This is a genomic window from Pseudomonas sp. SG20052, from assembly GCF_031766055.1.
GTDB lineage: Bacteria > Pseudomonadota > Gammaproteobacteria > Pseudomonadales > Pseudomonadaceae > Aquipseudomonas > Aquipseudomonas mandelii.
The window spans coordinates 4,010,996-4,029,522 of sequence record NZ_CP134498.1 but is presented as its reverse complement, the minus strand read 5'-3'; the positions used below and the strand labels follow the sequence as shown (position 1 = coordinate 4,029,522).

Here is an 18,527-nt window from a genome sequence, read left to right as displayed (position 1 = left end):
CTCTTAAAGGCTGACGTTGAAGCTGATCTGAACAACGTTGCGGGTGTAGCTTTGGTCGTCGGCATCAGAGTCGTTGTCGCGGAATCGATAGCCGAGCTCGATGTCCAGCCAGCGGCGCATCGCGTACACCACGGCCAGGTTGTAGTCCTGATAATTGTCGGTTCGGCTTTCGCCTTCGTAGACATAACGACCGTACCCGGCCTGTGCAATCGTGGTGATCCGTTCGGTCCAGCCATGGCGCCAACCGACCTGGGTGAAGGTGGACTTGACGGCATCGGCACCGTCGTCGCCCTCGGCGAGAGCCTGGCGGGCCACAAGGGTGAATGTCGAATAAGTGCGTGGTTTCCATTGCAGGTCCACTTGCCAGGTGGGGTTGTCGAGGTCTTTGGATTCGCTGCTGTCGAAGTCCTTTTTCTCATAACCGACACGGACTTTACCGGTGGTCTTTGCGGTAATGTCCCAGACGGCACCGGCGAGTACCGCGTTGGATTTGCTGCTGCGCGGGCTGTTGGGTTCCTGGTAGTCAAAATTGGTGTGGTCGTACTCGAGCAGGCCACGGGTATTGCTACCGATGCGGTGATACCAGGTACTGGTCAGGGCGGCGGTATTGCGCTCTTTGTCGTCATTGATGCCGTCGGCGTTGTCGTAGCGAAGTTCCGCGTAACTGGCGCCAAAATCGATCTGGTTGTCAGCGCTCCTGGCGCCATAGGTATAGAGGCCGCCGACTTTTTTGTTATTGAGCTTGTCGTTGATGCCGTCGACCGCCGTGTCCTCGGTGCGCTCCCACTTGCGGTATTCGGCGTCGAGCTTCAGACGGTGCCGGTCGGTGAACTCCATGATGCTGTCCGCCCGCACCCGTTGTGCGGTGTTCGAGGCATCCGACTCGTCGTGATAAATGTAGCGGATGGGCTGCCAGGTCAGTCGGGTAGCGCTGTTGCGATCTTCGGCCTTGAGTTCGAAAGAGGGCGCCAGCTTCGTGACCATCGAGGACTGTTTGTTGTTCTCCAGTTCTCGAAAGTTATCGTCATAGCTTTCTGAAAACAGAAAGGTAGGTGTGAAATCGAACCCGTAAACATCAATAGGTGCCGGATCAATACTCCAGGCCATTCCAGGGTAGAGGGAGGCCATGATCAGTGCAAAAGGGCAGCGTGAATTCAAGGCCATGTCCTGGCTCCTGGAATAAGCGATCAGTCAGATATTGGATTGAAACGAGGGGTGCTGAAGTTCGAGGTCACTCAAGGGCATGCAGATCGCCTGGTCCCGATTCAGAAACTGCATCAGGATCATGACGCGCTCAGCCCCATGTGAGGTGATGAAAATCCCCTCGAGTGTCGACAGTGGTCCACGGATAATTTGCAGGTGGTCGCCGGGCGTAAGGGGCGGCGTATCTGGGGATACCGATGATTCGAAACAGCGCGCACGCAGGTGCTCGATGACGTTCTCAGCCACCGTCGCAGGACCATGATTGAGTTCGACGAAACGACTGACGCCCCGAGTGGAGCGTATGGGCGCCCAGTTGTCATTACCGCCAAGATGGATAAACAGATACCCGGGAAAAAGGGACTCGCGCACCCTCTGATATTTGCCGCGAATCAGGCGTTCACTCAATAGTTGGGGGTGAAATACGACATAGTTTTGTTGAAGCAGGTTTAGGTGGGCTCGTTCATCCTGGTGAGGCTTGCACTGCAGAAGGTACCAGTTAGAGCGTTCGGAACGGATTGCTGGCATGCTGGTAAACTCCGTATATATCGAAAGTTTAGGCAGGCAGTGGCTCTATAGAGGCCCGAGAAGTAATTAAGCCAGGCAGGGTTGTTTTTTTTATGTGAGGGACGAAGACGTGTGTCAATAATGAATCAGGTGGTGTTACATAGGCGTAACAGCGTAATAATGAATGTCCGCTATATCTGACAGCCTGTTGGATATATAGCTTGAGTCATTATTCGGAGACAAAGCTACCGCACGGTCCATACGAAGGGGCCGCAAAAAACAAAGATTTCAGAAGTTGTCTGAGAAGCAGCGATAAACGAACAAACTGCACTCGGATTCTGTTTCATCAGACCCGTGTAGTTATTGACCACTCGCGACAAGCTGTCAAACGTTCCTTGTCAAAAAACATGCCTTTCATCCAAAAGTGCATTCGGCAATGTTCAAGCAATTGTTTTTAAAGCTAATTTAGTTTCCGTCGAACGGATTAAACTTTTTTAGCTATAAATAGTCGTCGTGGAGGGTGGGCAAACCGGAAGGATGCCACCCTGATGGGGCCAGTTATGAAACTTGGAACCACGGTCATTGCAACGCTATAACTAACTGCCTGTGATTAGGCAAACGGGGCGGTATTATGACTATTCTCGTGACTGGCGCGGCAGGTTTCATCGGGTATCACACGGTCAAACGATTGTGCCTGGAAGGGCGTAATGTTGTTGGTATCGACAACCTCAACGCGTATTACAGCGTGGAATTGAAACATGCCCGGCTCAAGCAACTGAGCGAATTGCAAGGTTTCCGTTTTCAGAGGATGGACATTGTCGATAAGCCGTCCTTGATGGCGTTATTCGAAGACAATAAGTTCACCGAGGTCGTGCATCTGGCGGCGCAAGCGGGGGTTCGTTATTCGCTGGATAACCCGGATGTGTATGCGCAATCGAATCTGGTGGGATTCCTGAACGTGCTCGAAGCCTGCCGGCACTACCGGCCTGTGCACTTGATCTATGCGTCGAGCAGTTCGGTGTATGGCGCCAACAGCAAACTCCCGTTCAGCGTCGACGACCCGGTCGATCAACCGGTGTCGCTGTACGCTGCCAGCAAGCGCGCCAATGAGTTGCTTGCCCACAGCTACTGCCATCTCTATGGGATTCGTGCCAGCGGCCTGCGTTTTTTTACCGTGTACGGTCCTTGGGGACGTCCAGACATGGCGCTGTTCACGTTCACCGAAGCGATGCTCATGGGCCGGCCGATTGATATCTACAACCATGGCCAGATGGCGCGTGATTTCACCTATGTCGACGATATTGTCGAAAGCATCGCCCGGTTGCTTGCGAAGCCGCCGGTCCCGGACAAGGAGGCAAATGGCGTCAACCGGATTTTCAACATCGGGCGTGGAAAACCGGTCGCGTTGCTCGATTTTGTCGAATGCCTGGAAGCGGCGCTGGGCATAACAGCGCAGCGCAATTATTTGCCGATGCAGCCGGGCGATGTCGTCAAGACATGGGCCGATGTGTCGGCGCTGGCAGACTGGGTCGGTTTCTCGCCCCAGGTTGAGGTTGATGCAGGCGTGAAGCAGTTTGTGACGTGGTATCGCGACTTCTACCAGGTCTGAGTCTGACGCTTCAATCCGATACGAAATCCACCGGTTCGAGAAGCCAGCAGGGCAGCTGCTACAGGTCGTAGACAGGCGTTGTTCACAGCGCATCGCCAAGTAATTTCAGGTATTCGGGACTTTCGGAAATGGAATTGTGGCCCGCCCCCGGTACGACTCGCAGCGTGGCCACGCCTTTGGCGAAATGCGTGTAGAGCAGCTCGGTGCTTGAACGCGGTATGACTTCATCGTGCTCCGCCGCGATCAGCAGCGTCGGTATCGTGATGTGCGCCGCGTACTTCCAAGATTCAAAGCGCTCCTGCAGCAACCACTTCACCGGAAACCACGGGAACTGGCGCACGGCGAGGTCTTCCAGGCTGTTGTAGGGCGTAATCAGGATCAGGCTCGAGGCCGGCCGCTGGCTGGCGAGGCGCACGGCGACCCCCGAACCGAGGCTGCGTCCGACCACGGCGATGTGCGGATGAGTATCGTAGACCTTGTCAAACAAGGTCATGGCATCGCGCTGAATTGACTCCTCCGAAGGCGAGCCGGAGCTTCCCCCGAAACCTCGATAGTGCAGCAAATAGATCGCATGCTCCGGGAATGCCTGGGCGAACCCTGGCAGGTTGCGAGAAACATCCTCGGCATTGCCGCCGAAATAGATCAACGCCTTCGGCCCGTCGTGGGGCCTGATCGACACCGCCACGTCCGCATCGTCCACCGTCAGCTTGAGCAGCGTTTCGGGCGTCTCGATGGCGCTGGGCTGCGGGAAGTAGATGAGCGCGCGCTGAAACACGAACAGCGCTGCACAGAGCGCCAGGTACAACGCGGCAAGAATGACGACGATTAACACCAGGGTTCGTGGCATTCGGCTAACTTTAGTGGGCGACATTGACGGCTCTGGGCTGAGAAACCCAATCCACTGGATCGGAGCCAGAGTTTAGTTCATCGGTAGCGAGGGACACCGAGCCCGGCTACAGAGGAGGGCGCCCATGCCCATCGCGGCAAAATGGCTCGACGTGCAGCCCGGCGAAAGAACCGCCCTGATGCTGGGGTTCGCGTTCCATTTCTGCGTGCTGGCCAGTTATTACCTGGTGCGACCGTTGCGCGATGCCCTGGGCCTTGAGGGCGGTGCCGACAAATTGCAGTGGCTGTTCACGGCGACGTTCGTGGTGATGTTGCTGATGGTGCCGGTGTTCGGAGCGCTGGCGTCGCGGCTGCCGGCCACGCGGTTCGTGCCGTTGATCTATCGCGTGATCGCCGCGTCGATGCTGGTGTTTGGTGTGTTGATCGCCAATCGCATTGCGCCGGTGGCCGTCGGGCGGGTGTTTTTCGTCTGGATCAGCATCTACAACCTGTTCATCGTCAGCATTTTCTGGAGCGTGCTGGTCGACCGGTTTTCCAGTGAACAAGGGCGGCGGCTGTTCGGATTCATCGCGGCGGGGGGCACCCTGGGCACGTTCATCGGGCCGTTGTTGGCCGCGACCATGGCCACGCGATTGGGCCCGGTGGCGTTGACCGTCGCGGCGGCGCTGCTGCTGGAAGTCGCGGTGCGCTGCTATCGGGCGCTGCTCTCCCGGACCCAATCGCAGTCCGGCAGCCGCTTGATCGAGGATCGGCGCATGGGCGGCAGCATGCTGGCCGGGATCACGTTGATTACGCGTTCGCCTTATCTGCTGGGACTGGTGTTGTTCATGTTGCTGCACACCAGCGCCGCGACCTTGTTGTATTTCGAGCAGGGAAGGATTGTGGCGGGTAGCTATGCTGATGTGGCCAGCCGGACGCAATTCTTCGCCGTGGTCGATTTGATCGTGTCGGCGCTGACCTTGATCTTTCAACTGCTGTTGACGGCGCCGTTGATTCGGCTGGTCGGTGTCGGCGGGGCGCTGGTGGCATTGCCGCTGGCGACCATCGTGGCGTTTAGCGCCATGGCGCTGGCGCCCGTGCCCGCTACCGTCGCCCTGGCGCAGGGGCTGCGTCGTGCGGTCGAGTTCGCCATCGTGCGGCCGGCGCGTGAAGTGTTGTGGACAGTGGTCAGCCGCGAGGAAAAGTACAAGGCCAAGAATGTGATCGAAACCCTGGTGTATCGCGGCGGAGACGCCGCCAGTGGCTGGTTGTCGGTCGGTCTGACGGCATTGGGCGCCGGTTTTGGTCTGGTGGCGCTGGTGATCGTGCCGTTTGCCGGGCTGTGGGGCTGGTTATGCCTGTGGCTGGCCAGGCATCAGGAAAAACAGGTTGAAAGCAAAAAGGTGGAAGGGTCATTCCATGAGCCACACTGATGAATACACACGTCGCCAAATACTCACGCTGGCTGCCGGTGCTTCGGCGGTTTTCACCTTCGGCCCGGCCTTCGCTGCAACCACGCCGTCGAAGGACACAGGAGGCAAGAACATGCTGACCCGCGCCATTCCTTCCAGCTCCGAGCCATTGCCCCTTGTCGGGTTGGGCACCTATCGCGGGTTTGATGTCGGGCCTTCGAGCCCCGCCTACAAGCAGTTGCCCGCCGTTCTGCGCGCATTGTTCGAGAAGGGCGGAAAGGTAATCGATAGCTCGCCGATGTACGGCCGGGCGGAAGAGACGACCGGTGAGTTGCTGTCGATTCATGAGCCACGTTCGCCCGCTTTCCTGGCCACCAAGGTCTGGACCCGTGGCCGCGAAGAAGGCATCGCGCAGATGGAGCAGTCCTTCAAACTGCTGCAAACCGATCGCATCGATCTGATGCAGATCCATAACCTGCTGGACTGGCAAACCCATTTGCCGACCTTGCGCAAATGGAAGGAAGAAGGGCGCATCCGCTACATCGGCATCACCCATTACACGGCGTCGGCGTATGACGAGGTGGAAGCGGTGCTGAAGGCCGAGCCGTTGGATTTCTTGCAGATCAACTATGCGCTGGATGACCGCGGCGTCGAGAAGCGCATCCTGCCGTTGTGCCGCGAACGTGGCGTGGCGGTGATCTGCAATCGGCCGTTCGGCGGCGGCAACCTGCTCAGCCGCTTGAAGGACAAACCCTTGCCGCGCTGGGCGGCGGACGTGAGGGTCAACAGTTGGCCGCAGATGGCGCTGAAGTTCTTGCTGTCGCATCCGGCGGTGACCTGCGTGATTCCCGGTACCGGCAACCCGCGCTACATGGCGGACAACGCCGGCGCCGGTTTCGGGCCGATGCTGACCGGTGCGCAGCGCGAGCAGTTGATCGATATCGTCGGTTAACGACAAGGTCTATTTTCTGAACGAATAAAGCGCAGAGGCCCGGGCGTGAAAAGACTCCCGGGCCACTGGAGACGATCAGCGGCGATCCAGCCAAACCGTCTGCGCATTGCAAAACTCGCGCACGCCGAAGTGCGACAGCTCGCGGCCAAAACCGCTTTTCTTCACGCCGCCGAAGGTGACGCGCGGGTCGCTTGCGCAGTAGCCATTGATGAACACGCCACCGGTTTCCAGTTCACCGGCCATCTGCTGGGCACGTTCGACGTTGCCGGTGTAGATCGTCGCGGCGAGTCCGAATTCGCTGTCATTGGCCAGTTCCAGCGCATGGGTGGCATCGCGTGCGGTGATGATCGAGGCGACCGGGCCGAACAGTTCCTGCTTGAACGAAGTCATTTGGTCGGTGACATCCTTGAAGACCGTAGGCTCGTAGAAGTTGCCCGGGCCTTCAGCCTTTTTGCCGCCCAGCAACAATGTCGCGCCTTCTTCCAGGGTGTCGCGCACCTGTTGATCCAGTTCATCACGCAGATCGAAGCGAGCCATCGGGCCAATGTAAGTGTCGGCGGCCAGTGGATCGCCGACCACCAGTTTGCCCGTGGCCTCGACGAACTTGCGCGTGAACGCCTCGACGATGCCTTGTTCGACGATCAAGCGTTTGGCTGCCGCGCAGACTTGCCCGGTGTTCTGATAACGGCCAATCACCGCGGCTTTGACGGCTTCGTCGAGGTCGGCGTCGTCTAGCACGATGAAAGGATCGGAACCGCCGAGTTCCAGTACGCATTTCTTCAACGCTGCACCGGCCTGCGCACCGATGGCCATGCCGGCGCGCACGCTGCCGGTGAGGGTCACCGCTGCGATGCGAGGATCAGCGATCGCCGTGGAGACGCCCTCTGGCGTGACGTTGATGACCTCGAACACACCTTCAGGGAAGTCGGCTTGCTTGAAGGCTTCCCGCAGCAGGTAAGCGCTGCCCATCACGTTTGGCGCATGTTTGAGCACGTAGGTGTTGCCGGCGATCAGCGCGGGTACGGCGCCACGCAGGACCTGCCAGATCGGGAAATTCCACGGCATCACCGCGAGAATCGGGCCGAGCGGGCGATATTCGATGCGTGCTTTGCCGCCTTCAACCAGGGTCGGCTCGGCGGTCAGCATGGCCGGGCCGTGTTCGGCGTACCACTCGCAGAGCTGGGCACATTTTTCGATTTCACCGCGGGCCTGGGTAATCGGCTTGCCCATCTCCAGAGTAATCATGTTTGCCATCGCTGCGGCGTTACCGCGTAACGCTTGCGCCAGGGCGATCAAAAGTTGTGAGCGTTGCGCCACCGCTGTGCTGCGCCAGACACGGAATCCGGCAGCGGCTCGGGACAGTGCGGCTTGCAGCGCCGAAGCGGATTCAAATGGGTAGTGGCCGATCTGCTCGCCGGTGGCGGGGTTGATCGAAATGGCGTGGGTGAGACTGGAAACGTTGGTCATGGCACCGTCCTGCTAGGTGGGAATGCGCTCAGGTTACGGTGGCGTTAGTTTTCTGGAAACTGAATAATGCTGAGCATATCGTTCACGTTTGGAGAATGACTGTGGATCTGGTTCAGCTGGAAATTTTCAAAGCAGTGGCCGAGCACGGCAGCATCAGCGTGGCCGCCCAACACATCCATCGCGTGCCGTCGAACCTGACGACACGGATCAAGCAACTGGAGCAGGACTTGGGCGTGGACCTGTTTATCCGCGAGAAAAGCCGTCTGCGCCTGTCGCCCGCCGGCTGGAGTTTTCTCGATTACGCCCGGCGCATTCTCGACTTGGTGCAGGAAGCCCGGGCGACGGTGGCCGGTGAAGAACCCCAAGGCACCTTTGCGCTAGGGTCGCTGGAAAGCACGGCGGCGGTGCGCATCCCCGAGCTGTTGGCCGCGTATAACCAGAAGCACGCCAAGGTCGAGCTGGACCTGTCCACCGGACCGTCCGGGACCATGATCGACGGTGTGCTGTCGGGCCGACTGGCCGCTGCGTTTGTCGACGGCCCGGTGCTGCACCCGGCACTGGAAGGCGTGCCGGCATTCGAGGAAGAAATGGTGCTGATCGCGCCGCTCAACCATGCCCCGATCCACCGCGCGCGGGAGGTCAACGGCGAAAACATCTATGCGTTTCGCTCCAATTGCTCCTACCGTCACCACTTCGAAAGCTGGTTCGCCAAGGACTCGGCAGTGCCCGGGAAAATCTTCGAAATGGAGTCCTATCACGGCATGCTGGCCTGCGTCAGCGCCGGAGCCGGCCTGGCGCTGATGCCGCGCAGCATGCTCGAAAGCATGCCGGGCTGCACCACGGTGAGTGTCTGGCCGTTGTCGCCAGCCTTCCGGTTTTTGCGCACCTGGCTGGTGTGGCGCAGAGGGACGGTGTCGCAAAGCCTGACCATGTTTGTGCGCTTGCTGGAAGAACGCGGCGTGGTGCAGCAAGACGCCTGAATCCGTTAAACGCAAACCCTGCGGGAGCAAGCTCGCTCCCACACGGGTATTGAGACTGACGTCGGTCGGCGTGCTGTTTAGCCTGCCCTGCGAGGCCAATACCTGATGCCACGGTGCCTGGACGCCGCTGCCGGAACCCAGGGGGTACCGCGTCATGCGCGCTTGGGCAGTTTCCAGTTCGGCCGAATGAAATGGCAGGTGTAACCGGTCGGCAGCCGTTCGAGGTAGTCCTGATGCTCCGGCTCTGCCTCCCAGAACGGGCCGGCGGGGGCGATTTCGGTGACTGCCTTGCCGGGCCAGAGACCAGATGCATTCACATCGGCCACGGTGTCCTCGGCCACGGCCTTCTGTTCTTCATTCAGATAAAAAATCGCCGAACGGTAGCTGAGACCGATGTCGTTACCCTGACGATTGGCGGTCGACGGATCGTGAATCTGGAAGAAAAACTCAAGGATCTGGCGGTAGCTGGTAATGGCCGGGTCAAACTCGATCTCGATTGCTTCGGCATGGGTGCCGTGGTTGCGATACGTTGCATTGGGCACGTCGCCGCCGGAGTAGCCGACTCGAGTCGACAGCACGCCTTTCTGTTTCCTTATCAGATCCTGCATGCCCCAGAAGCAGCCGCCGGCCAGGATTGCGGTTTCAGTGTGCGTGGTCATCGCTTACTCCTCAGTGTTCATTGATGTGATCAGGTTGTTGCGCAGGCGCTCGATCGAGGTCTGCAATGGCGTGAACTCATTCTGCATCAGACAGGTCGCGTCCGAGAACTTCGTTGCTGCCTTCCGGCGGGTCGACGTGCAGGGTAACGTCGAACCCGCCGTGCGGTGCATCACGCCGTGAGGACTTTCAAGTCCACGTCGATGTTGCCACGGGTCGCCTTCGAGTACGGGCAGATCTGGTCGGCGGTGTGTGCCAGGGTCTTTGCAACGTCGTCCGCCAGGCCGGGCACGCGCAGGGTCAATCGAGCTTGAAGGAAGTAATCCGCACCGGTCTGGCCGACGTCGACTTCGATGTCGACAGACATGTCCGCCGGCAGCACAACGTTCAGGTCATTGGCCACCAGCCCGACAGCGGCGGTGTAGCAGGCCGACCATGCGCCGGCGAACAATTGCTCGGCGGCCGGGTGCGGCTGGGTGGCGGCGAACACGTGCGCAGGCTGGGTGTTGCCGGGCGACGAGAGGGCAATGTCGAGGCTGCCGTTATGGCCGCGTGAGGTGTTACCGGTGCTGCTGGCGGTGGTGTGGGTTTTGCCGGTGGCCAGTACTTTTTCGATCTTGCTCATGGATGATTACCTGAATGTTTTAATGAGTTTGTTTTCGTATGCGCTTTAGTCGCATGCGATATGTATGATGTTTCTTGAAAGCCAAATGATGTCAAAGCGTCGCTGTTTATCAGGCCGTGACTACGTTCAGGGCCACGTCAATGTTGCCGCGTGTTGCTTTGGAGTACGGGCAGATCTGGTCTGCGGCGTGGGCGATTTCTGTCGCAACGGCCTGATCCAGACCTGGAGCGCGCAGCGTCAGGCGTGCCTGGAGGAAGTAAGCGTCGCCGGTCTGGCCAAGGTCGACTTCGATATCGACGGACACATCGGAGGGAAGCTCGACGTTGCGCTGTTTGGCAGCCAGACCGACGGCGGCGATGTAGCAGGCCGACCAGGCACCGGCAAACAGTTGCTCGGCTTTCGGGTGTGGCTGGGTGCCTTTGAATTCATGAATGGGCATGTCGCTGCCAGGTGACGAAAGCACGATGTCGAGGCTGCCGTTATGGCCGCGCGAAGTGGTACCGGTGCTGCTCATGGTGGTGTGGGTTTTGCCGGAGGCCAGGACTTTTTCGATCTTGCTCATGGGATGAATCCTTAAAGATGCACTAGGTTTGTTTGTATGGCGTATACGTTTGTATCGTATGCGATGTAAATAATACTCGCGCAGTCGCCAATTGAAGTCAATAGGGGAAAGGCCTTCTTGGCGACGAACGGTTGGATTGAGGGGGGAGTGGCATTGGCTGCCGGTCCTGCACACAACGAAAAAGCCCGCACAAGGCGGGCTTCGAAATAGAGTAGGTGGCCAGCGCTGGTCTCTGGCTTACAAGGTTTATCAGGCTTCTGACAGAACAGTTTTGTGCTGTCCTGCTTCACACGGCATAAGGGCTGGATCTCAACTCGGAGAATCTTTCTAACCGTGTACCCTTAGGAGCGCGCCCCACGCTTCCTCGCTATCCTCTTGCGCATCAGTCTGCGTCTTCACCTACAGGTTTTAGAATAGCAAAGGCTGCGAAACGCAAACCGGACTTTTTAGACCGATTTCGTCCTTGATCAACGGCGGCAGGATGGATAAATGCTATAGGGAAAAACTCGGTACAGCCTGCCGGGATGGCAGGCCGCATTATGGGCCCGGTTTATACCAGATTAAGCGTGACGTCGATGTTGCCACGGGTCGCTTTGGAGTACGGGCAGGTTTGATGGGCGGCATCGACTAACGCCCGTGCGACAACAGGATCGAGACCCGGAAGGCTGACATTGAGGCGTGCCTGGAGGAAAAAGGCGTTGTCGGTCTTGCCCAGATCCACTTCGGCATCAACGGCGACGCCGCTCGGCAAGGTCACCTTCAGCGCGGCAGCCGCTTTACCGATCGCGCCGATGAAACAGGCCGACCAGCCTGCAGCCAATAGCTGTTCGGGATTGGTCCCAGCCCCTGAAGAGCCTGGCGGGGAAAGCTTGATGTCCAGACGTCCATCCGAACTCTTCGATTCGCCGTCGCGGCCGCCAGTGGTGTGGGTCTTTCCGGTATACAGCACGGTGTCGATTTCATTGATCATGACGGGTTCCTGCTAAAGGGTTGGGGGCCTCACCGTTTATGTCGCCGCGTTACGGACGAACGGGAGAAGCCCCCACTTTTCCACCTTTATGTAGTGCCTATGTGTCCTGATCCGCTGGTTGTGTATCGCTGTGTAAGATCGTCAGCGAACATACACGCCGATACAAACCCGTTACGCCTGCCAGTTTTTTCGGTGAGCCGGTGCGCCCAATGGCGAACTGGTTGCACCGCCGTCGACGACAATCTCCGCACCGACGACATTCGAAGAGTCGCTGGAGGCGAGGAACAAGGCGACGGTGGCCACTTCTTCCGCTTCGCCAATGCGACCGAGCGGGATTGTGGTGTTCAGTTTCTCCTCCAGCGCATCCATTCCCACTTTCACCGTGTGGGGGTTCCAGACCGGTGTGCGTGCAGCTCCGGGGGTAATCTGGTTGACGCGAATGCCGCGCGGCGCAAATTCTGCGGCCATCACCCGTGTCATGGAACGAACGGCGCCCTTGCTTGCTGCGTAGGCGCTGTAACCCGGCCATCCCATCACAGCGTGCACCGACCCGTTCAAAATGATCGAAGCACCCGGATTGAGGTGCGGTTCGGCTGCCTGCACGGTGAAAAACGTGCCGGTGAGGTTGGTCTGGATGATGGTCTGGAAGGTTTCCAGCGAAGTGCCGCCAACCGGGGTCTGTCCGGCGATACCGGCATTGGCGAACACGATATCCAGCTTGCCGAATGCTGCGACGGCTTCTGATACGGCGCGCTCGATCTCTTTCACGTCGGTCAGGTCCGCCTGGATCGCCAGCAGGTTTGGCCCCAACGCCTCCCGGGCTTCATCCAGGGTTTTTTGACTGCGCCCGGTGATCGCCACTTTTGCGCCTTCTGCGATGAACAGTCTGGCGGTGGCCAGGCCCAGGCCGCTGTTGCCGCCGGTGATGAATGCAGTTTTTCCAGCCAGTTTCATGGGAATCTCCTACGGTTTTATCATGCAACCATTGAGGGCGAAATCACTGTGCGTCTGGCACAGGGAATCACTCGAAATCGGGTTGTAGGTTTCATTATGAAACCAATGGAAGTGATTTTTACCAGCATGGGTTGTATTATGCAACCACCTGCCATCTGACCAAATTATCGTCAGCGTTGGCACCCTTTTGGTGGAGGTTCGTTTACGTGAAGCGCAAAAGCTTGCAGGGCAGTCCGTGTCCGGTCGCTCGATCCCTGGACCTCATTGGCGATTGGTGGTCCTTGCTGATCATTCGTGATGCGCTCTCAGGCACAAAACGCTTCAGCGATTTTCAGAAAAGCCTGAATGTCGCGAAAAACATTCTGAGCACCCGCCTCAAAGGCCTGGTGGCAGAAGGTGTGATGCGGATGGAGCCGGCGGCTGATGGAAGCATCTACAAGGAGTACGTGCTGACTGAAAAGGGCAGGGCCTTGCAAACCGTCCTGATTGCCTTGTCGCAGTGGGGCAACGAGTTTTTGTACGAACCCGGCGAAGCGGGATCCGTCATGGTCGACGCACAGGATCGTCAGCCAATCCAGAAATTGCAGTTGGTTTCAATGGACGGGCGACAGCTCAAGCCAGAAGACATCGTGACCAGATTCGGCGTTGCGCACTGACGCGCATCTGCGGTTGTATCCGAACGTATCCCCGGCGCCGGTAGTTACCTGGGCATACAAAACCATGCTGTTCTCGACACTTGCGCGATACACCGCGACCTCGTAATGAAGCCACCGCAACCGCGGCATTCATTGGAGAATTGCGATGTCCCGTATCAACTCCCGTCACACCGCAGGCCTGCTCGGCATCGCCCTGGCTGCCGCCGTATCACTCAACGCTTTCGCGGCTGAAGAAGCCAAAGCGCCGGCGCAAGCCACTCCGGCAAAAAGCTGGCAGACAGGCCTGCACCGCACGGACCTGGTGCGCCAGGACCTCGATATTTCCAAGGGTGAGGTGATTCAGGTGCGTGTCGATTTCGACCCGGGCGTCACTTCCCCCAAGCATTCTCATCCTGGGGTGGAGGTCGCTTACGTCATCTCGGGCACGTTTGAGTATCAACTCGAAGGGCGGGCGCCCGTCACGCTCAAGGCTGGTGACTCCTTGTACATCCCCGCAGGCACTGCGCATGTCGCGAAGAACGTCGGTGACGGCAAAGCTTCGGAGCTGGCGACGTACCTGGTGAAAAAAGACACGCCGCTGTTGATCCTGGAAAAATAAGCGATAGCCGCCCGATGCACTGCATCGGGCGTCTTCGTTAAAGCGTATTCAGATCCCGACTGTTTCCCCCGGCCAACCCGCCTGACGCAAGGCCTTGAGCAGTGTTTTCGCGTCCAGCCCCGGCACGGTGTGGCCGTTACCTTCCGTCGTTTCAGCCGCCAGCACGGCGTTGATGATCGCTTCCTCCACCGCTTCAGTCGCGGCCAAAAACAACTCACTGATGTGGTCGTTGTTGACCATGCTCAGGTTGTTGCAGGTGGGGGCACCTTTGCCTTCATAAGCGGCCGGTGGCACGTGTTGGTTGCCGGTGGCGAAGGCGATGAAAATGTCGCCGCTGTGGTCTTCGTTGCCGCCGCCAGTACGGGCAAGCCCGAGGCTGGCGCGCTGTGCGAGGCGCGTGCATTGATGCGGCAGCAGCGGCGCATCGGTGGCCAGGCAAACGACGATCGAGCCCATGCCCGGATAAGGCAGCGATGCCCTGAGGAACGGTGAGTCAGCCTGTTCCATATAGCGACCGACCGGGTAACCGTCGACGCGCAGTTCATTGCGAATGCCATGGTTGGCCTGGACGATCGCACCGACGGTCCAGCCTCCCTGCGCCTTGCTCAATTGGCGCGAAGACGTGCCGATGCCCCCCTTGAATTCGTGACAGATCATCCCGCTGCCACCGCCCACCGCGCCTTCCGTGACCGGTCCGCCGACGGCATTGCGCTGGGCCTCGGCCACATGTTCAGGCTTCACATGAAAACCGTTGATGTCGCTGAGCAGGCCGTCGAAGGTCTCCAGCACCACCGGCATGTTCCAGTAAAGTCGTCCGTCATCGGGCTGAGCCTGACGATCCAGGGCAATCAGCGCATCACGCACCACGCCCAGGCTGTGGGTGTTGGTGAAGGCGATCGGGCTGGTCAGCAAGCCGGCTTCACGAATCCACTCAAGACCCGTGGCGTCCCCGTTGCCGTTGAGCACATGGACGCCGGCAAAACACGGTTGCTGATTGGTGGACCCGACACGCGGTTCGATCAGGGTCACGCCGGTGCAGATGTCGCGGCCATTGGCTGTCCGGCCGCGTACATCGCTGTGGCCGACGCGCACGCCGGGCACATCGGTAATGGCGTTGAGGGGGCCGGGTTGCAGTTGGCCGAACTGGATGTTCAAGTCGCGGGCACGTGGTTTCATCGGTTCTCTCATCTTCAATTTATTCAAAAAATGCGTGGCTGATGCGATCCCTGTAGCAGCCTGAATTACTGCCCGTTCTTCACCTTGCTCCAGATCCGTGTGCGCACCCGCTCGATGGCCGGCGGCAATGGTTGAAGGGTGAATAACGTCGCCAGTGCTTCGGCCGACGGATAAACAGCGGGGTTGTTGCGGGTCGATTCAGCCACCAGCGGTGTCGCGCTGCGGTTGCCGTTGGGGTAGGACAGGTGATCGCTGACCGGGGCGATGACTTCGGGGCGCATCAGGTAGTCGATGAAGGCCAGGCCTTGCTCTGGATGCGGTGCGTCCTTGAGCAACACCAGCGTGTCGAACCAGACCGGCGCACCTTCCTTCGGCAGGCTATAAGCGATCTTCACGCCATTCTTGGCCTGCTCGGCGTTGGTCTTGGCTTCGAGCATCGCGCCGGACCAGCCCACCGCCACACAAATGTTGCCGTTGGCCAGGTCGCTGATGAACTTCGACGAGTTGAAGTAGGCGATGTGCGGACGCAGCTTGAGCAGTAGTGCTTCGGCCTTTTTGTAGTCCTCGGGGCTAGTGCTGTTCGGCGGCAAGCCCAGGTAGTGCAGGGCGACCGGCAACATCTCCGACGGCGAGTCGAGCATCGCCACCCCGCACTGGCCGAGTTTGGCCAGGTTCTCTTCGTTGAACACCAGGTCCCAGGAATCCACCGGCGCCTTGTCACCCAGTGCGGCACGGACCTTGTCGATGTTGTAGCCGATGCCGTTGGTGCCCCACAGGTAGGGCACGGCGTACTGGTTGCCCGGATCGTTGTTGGCCAGTTTCGCCAGCAGCTCGGTGTCCATGTTCTTGAAATCCGGCATCTGTTCGCGAGGCAGTGGTGCCAGGGCGCCGGCCTTGATCAGGGTCGGCAGGCTGAAGTTACTCGCCACCACCACGTCGTACCCGCTGCGGCTGGTGAGCAGTTTGCCTTCCAGCACTTCGGCACTGTCAAAGGTGTCGTAAACCGGCTCGATTCCGGTGTCGCGCTTGAAGTCGTGCAGGGTGGTGGGGCCGATGTAGTCATACCAGTTGTAGACATGAACCGTGGGTGCCTCGGCAGCGACCGCCGACAGCGAAACGCACATACAGGCGCTCAGTCCAAGATTGATCTGTTGACGGCGACGACTCATGATGCGGCACTCCTGGCCTGCTGCAGGCCGGTGATGAACAGGTGCTTGCAGCGTATCGGCAGGCGGGGTACACACCCATTCCCATCATGGGTTACTCGAAAGGGGTAGTGCGTGGACGCGTTGTTGAAAGAGTTGCCGGTGCACCAAGGACTGGCGCGGGTATTTGACGCGTTGGGTCAGGACGGTTTCTGGCGCGCGCTGGTCGACACGCTGCGGCTGCTGGTGCCGCTGGACAACGCACTGGTGGCGGTGATGCGGGAGGGGCGAGTGCCCCGTTTGCTGATCGACTTCGACTCAAAAGGTGGTGCCACCGAACACGAAGAACTGGCGGACTACAGCGCCGGCATGTACCTGCTCGATCCGTTTTACCAAGCGGCTTGCGCGGGTATTGCCGATGGCCTGCACAGTCTCGACTCGGTGGCTCCCGACCAGTTTCAGCAGAGCGAGTATTACCTGAGCTACTTCCGCTCGGTGGTGGGCGGTGACGAGTTGCAGTTCATGGTCAACATCGACGACGCCGTGCTCGGCCTATCGCTGGGGCGCTCGACGCGGTTCACGCTTGAAGAGCAAGGGCGGTTGCTGTGCGTGCGCGATTGGGTGCTGTCCGCCATGCGCCGGCACCAGCAATTGATGCCGCCGCAAGGTACGACTGCCGAGGCCGTGGCCGGCGATCTGGCCACCTTGCTGGATCGCTTCGATGCGCGATTGTCAGTACGCGAAGTCGAAACGGCTCGACTGATTCTCCAAGGCTTCTCCAGCAAAGCCATTGCCCAGCAAATGGGCATCTCGCCGGAGACGGTGAAAGTGCATCGACGCAACCTCTATCACAAGCTCAACGTGAACGGTCACGGCGAGCTGTTTGCGCTGGTGTTGCAGCCGCGTTGACCCAAGCAGTAGCCTCACACCAGCCCCCCTGTGGGAGCGAGCCTGCTCGCGATAGCGATTTATTATTCAACACAGATATCGACTGACCCACCGCCATCGCGAGCAAGTCGAATCGTCGCTCCCACAGTCAGCAGCACTCAGTCCTTCAGTGTGAACACCAGCGCCTTCAACCCGCATTCAACATCAGCATCCGGAAACTCCGGCGGATTCTCCAGCCGCCGCTCGAACCGCAAACCCGGCGCTTCACGCATCACGCCATCGATCAGGAAGTCCGCGCCGAACGCCGGATCGTTCATGCACGCCAGCACCGTCCCTTCGGGGCTGAGTAACTCCGGCAGCCGACGCAGCACGCGCTGGTAATCCTTGGTCAGCAGGAAACTGCCTTTCTGAAAGGACGGTGGATCGATGATGACCAGGTCGTAAGGGCCCTTGCCGATCACCTTGCCCCAGGACTTGAACACGTCGTGGCCGAGAAAACTCACCTTGCTCATGTCATGGCCATTGAGCCGATGGTTGTCGCGACCACGGTTCAGCGCCGGGCTCGACATGTCCAGGTTGACCACGTGTTCGGCGCCTCCCTCGATGGCGGCGACCGAAAAGCCGCAGGTGTAGGCGAACAGATTCAACACGCGCTTGCCTGCGGCATTGGCCCGCACCCAGTCGCGGCCGTAGCGCATGTCGAGGAACAACCCGGTGTTCTGCTTGCGGCCCAGGTCCACCCGATAACGCAGGCCACCCTCGGTGATGATCAATTCCTCGATCGCTTCCCCAAGCAGCCATTCGGTGGTGCTTTGCAGCAGGTAGCGGTGTTGCAGCAACAGGGTGTGCGCCCCTGATTGTTGCCACTGCGCCGATTCAGTGATCGCCATCAGCATCTGCTTCAAATCTTCCAGCTGCGCCGCTTCAGGCTCCTTGAACAGCGACACCAGCACCACCCCTTGCAGCCAGTCGACGGTCAATTGCTCCAGCCCGGGCCAGCACCGGCCCCGACCATGGAACAGCCGGCGGGTTTCCGCGGGGGCATCGGCCAGGGCGGTCAGCAAATGGTCGTGAAGGGTGGAGAGAGCGTCAGCGTTCATCGGGCAGGGGCCAGCAATGGGTGGGGGCGGCATTTTAAACACAATTGCGCCGCAGTTCTGCCGGGTATTACCAAACCTCATGCCCTCATGACTTTTAATGGTTACGGCCGCTCAACCTGCCAGTGTTAAAAAATCGCAAACACAGCTCATCAACAACAAAAAGAGCGTTTGCCCCATGACTCATCCTCATTGTCACGTCCTGCGCTCTTCAATTCCCGCCTGTTGTCACGCGGCCACGACGGTC

The 18,527-nt window shown here is 59.2% G+C and carries 19 protein-coding genes; 7 read left to right on the top strand and 12 right to left on the bottom strand.

Annotated features, from left to right (window positions below; translation table 11 throughout):
• Positions 1 to 3: 3 nt before the first annotated feature.
• Together RHP74_RS18450 and rfaH are read right to left on the bottom strand one after the other, a co-directional pair.
• The gene (locus tag RHP74_RS18450) at positions 4 to 1,164 is read right to left on the bottom strand and encodes an outer membrane beta-barrel protein (protein WP_172791208.1); all 1,161 of its coding nucleotides are present in this window, start codon (positions 1,162 to 1,164) and stop codon (positions 4 to 6) included.
• Positions 1,165 to 1,191: 27 nt separating this feature from the next.
• A complete protein-coding gene (rfaH, locus tag RHP74_RS18445) occupies positions 1,192 to 1,728 on the bottom strand; it encodes a transcription/translation regulatory transformer protein RfaH (protein WP_311096015.1) in 537 nt (178 codons plus the stop codon).
• A 610-nt stretch (positions 1,729 to 2,338) separates the two neighbouring features.
• Here rfaH and RHP74_RS18440 point away from each other — a divergent pair.
• On the top strand, positions 2,339 to 3,316 hold the full coding sequence (locus RHP74_RS18440) for an NAD-dependent epimerase (RefSeq protein WP_311096014.1): 978 nt from the start codon (positions 2,339 to 2,341) through the stop codon (positions 3,314 to 3,316).
• 82 nt (positions 3,317 to 3,398) lie between these two features.
• On the opposite strand, the gene RHP74_RS18435 is transcribed toward RHP74_RS18440, so the two are convergent.
• Entirely contained in the window at positions 3,399 to 4,163 is a 765-nt protein-coding gene (locus RHP74_RS18435; RefSeq protein ID WP_311096013.1) for an alpha/beta fold hydrolase, read from the bottom strand.
• Positions 4,164 to 4,287: 124 nt separating this feature from the next.
• Between RHP74_RS18435 and RHP74_RS18430 the strand changes: the two genes are divergently transcribed.
• Both RHP74_RS18430 and RHP74_RS18425 read left to right on the top strand, forming a co-directional pair.
• Positions 4,288 to 5,574, top strand: coding sequence for an NTP/NDP exchange transporter (locus RHP74_RS18430; RefSeq protein WP_221106304.1), 1,287 nt, complete (start codon positions 4,288 to 4,290; stop codon positions 5,572 to 5,574).
• Positions 5,561 to 6,505 carry an aldo/keto reductase gene (locus tag RHP74_RS18425; protein ID WP_083376467.1) on the top strand — a complete coding sequence of 315 codons (945 nt, stop codon included), beginning with the start codon at positions 5,561 to 5,563 and terminating at the stop codon, positions 6,503 to 6,505. Before RHP74_RS18430 ends, RHP74_RS18425 begins: the two co-directional genes overlap by 14 nt.
• A 75-nt stretch (positions 6,506 to 6,580) precedes the next feature.
• On the opposite strand, the gene RHP74_RS18420 is transcribed toward RHP74_RS18425, so the two are convergent.
• Positions 6,581 to 7,972: an aldehyde dehydrogenase family protein gene (locus RHP74_RS18420; RefSeq protein ID WP_311096012.1), complete on the bottom strand. Its 1,392-nt coding sequence runs from the start codon at positions 7,970 to 7,972 to the stop codon at positions 6,581 to 6,583.
• Between the two features lie 101 nt (positions 7,973 to 8,073).
• Between RHP74_RS18420 and ptrR the strand changes: the two genes are divergently transcribed.
• Positions 8,074 to 8,952, top strand: coding sequence for a putrescine utilization regulator PtrR (gene ptrR / locus RHP74_RS18415; RefSeq protein ID WP_010455340.1), 879 nt, complete (start codon positions 8,074 to 8,076; stop codon positions 8,950 to 8,952).
• Positions 8,953 to 9,104: 152 nt separating this feature from the next.
• Here the strand turns inward: ptrR and msrA are convergent, their stop codons facing one another.
• The 5 genes from msrA to RHP74_RS18390 form a co-directional block, all read right to left on the bottom strand.
• A complete protein-coding gene (gene msrA / locus RHP74_RS18410; RefSeq protein ID WP_010455339.1) occupies positions 9,105 to 9,611 on the bottom strand; it encodes a peptide-methionine (S)-S-oxide reductase MsrA in 507 nt (168 codons plus the stop codon).
• A gap of 170 nt (positions 9,612 to 9,781) precedes the next feature.
• Positions 9,782 to 10,234 (bottom strand): Ohr family peroxiredoxin, encoded by a 453-nt coding sequence (locus RHP74_RS18405; protein ID WP_083376469.1) that lies wholly within the window; start codon positions 10,232 to 10,234, stop codon positions 9,782 to 9,784.
• Between the two features lie 109 nt (positions 10,235 to 10,343).
• Positions 10,344 to 10,796, bottom strand: coding sequence for an Ohr family peroxiredoxin (locus tag RHP74_RS18400; protein WP_311096011.1), 453 nt, complete (start codon positions 10,794 to 10,796; stop codon positions 10,344 to 10,346).
• A gap of 550 nt (positions 10,797 to 11,346) precedes the next feature.
• Entirely contained in the window at positions 11,347 to 11,766 is a 420-nt protein-coding gene (locus tag RHP74_RS18395) for an organic hydroperoxide resistance protein (protein WP_010455335.1), read from the bottom strand.
• A gap of 171 nt (positions 11,767 to 11,937) precedes the next feature.
• Complete coding sequence (locus RHP74_RS18390) at positions 11,938 to 12,720, bottom strand: SDR family NAD(P)-dependent oxidoreductase (protein WP_102594460.1); 783 nt, start codon at positions 12,718 to 12,720, stop codon at positions 11,938 to 11,940.
• 206 nt (positions 12,721 to 12,926) lie between these two features.
• Here RHP74_RS18390 and RHP74_RS18385 point away from each other — a divergent pair, with 206 nt between their 5' ends.
• Both RHP74_RS18385 and RHP74_RS18380 read left to right on the top strand, forming a co-directional pair.
• Positions 12,927 to 13,376 carry a helix-turn-helix domain-containing protein gene (locus tag RHP74_RS18385; protein WP_010455332.1) on the top strand — a complete coding sequence of 150 codons (450 nt, stop codon included), beginning with the start codon at positions 12,927 to 12,929 and terminating at the stop codon, positions 13,374 to 13,376.
• Positions 13,377 to 13,521: 145 nt separating this feature from the next.
• Positions 13,522 to 13,974 carry a cupin domain-containing protein gene (locus RHP74_RS18380; RefSeq protein WP_010455330.1) on the top strand — a complete coding sequence of 151 codons (453 nt, stop codon included), beginning with the start codon at positions 13,522 to 13,524 and terminating at the stop codon, positions 13,972 to 13,974.
• A gap of 48 nt (positions 13,975 to 14,022) precedes the next feature.
• Here the strand turns inward: RHP74_RS18380 and RHP74_RS18375 are convergent, their stop codons facing one another.
• Positions 14,023 to 15,150: a P1 family peptidase gene (locus RHP74_RS18375; protein ID WP_311096010.1), complete on the bottom strand. Its 1,128-nt coding sequence runs from the start codon at positions 15,148 to 15,150 to the stop codon at positions 14,023 to 14,025.
• 65 nt (positions 15,151 to 15,215) lie between these two features.
• Positions 15,216 to 16,319, bottom strand: coding sequence for an extracellular solute-binding protein (locus RHP74_RS18370; protein ID WP_311096009.1), 1,104 nt, complete (start codon positions 16,317 to 16,319; stop codon positions 15,216 to 15,218).
• A 111-nt stretch (positions 16,320 to 16,430) separates the two neighbouring features.
• Here RHP74_RS18370 and RHP74_RS18365 point away from each other — a divergent pair, with 111 nt between their 5' ends.
• Positions 16,431 to 17,204, top strand: coding sequence for a helix-turn-helix transcriptional regulator (locus RHP74_RS18365; protein ID WP_311096008.1), 774 nt, complete (start codon positions 16,431 to 16,433; stop codon positions 17,202 to 17,204).
• Between the two features lie 137 nt (positions 17,205 to 17,341).
• On the opposite strand, the gene RHP74_RS18360 is transcribed toward RHP74_RS18365, so the two are convergent.
• Positions 17,342 to 18,283: a class I SAM-dependent methyltransferase gene (locus RHP74_RS18360; RefSeq protein WP_311096007.1), complete on the bottom strand. Its 942-nt coding sequence runs from the start codon at positions 18,281 to 18,283 to the stop codon at positions 17,342 to 17,344.
• Between the last annotated feature and the right edge of the window lie 244 nt (positions 18,284 to 18,527).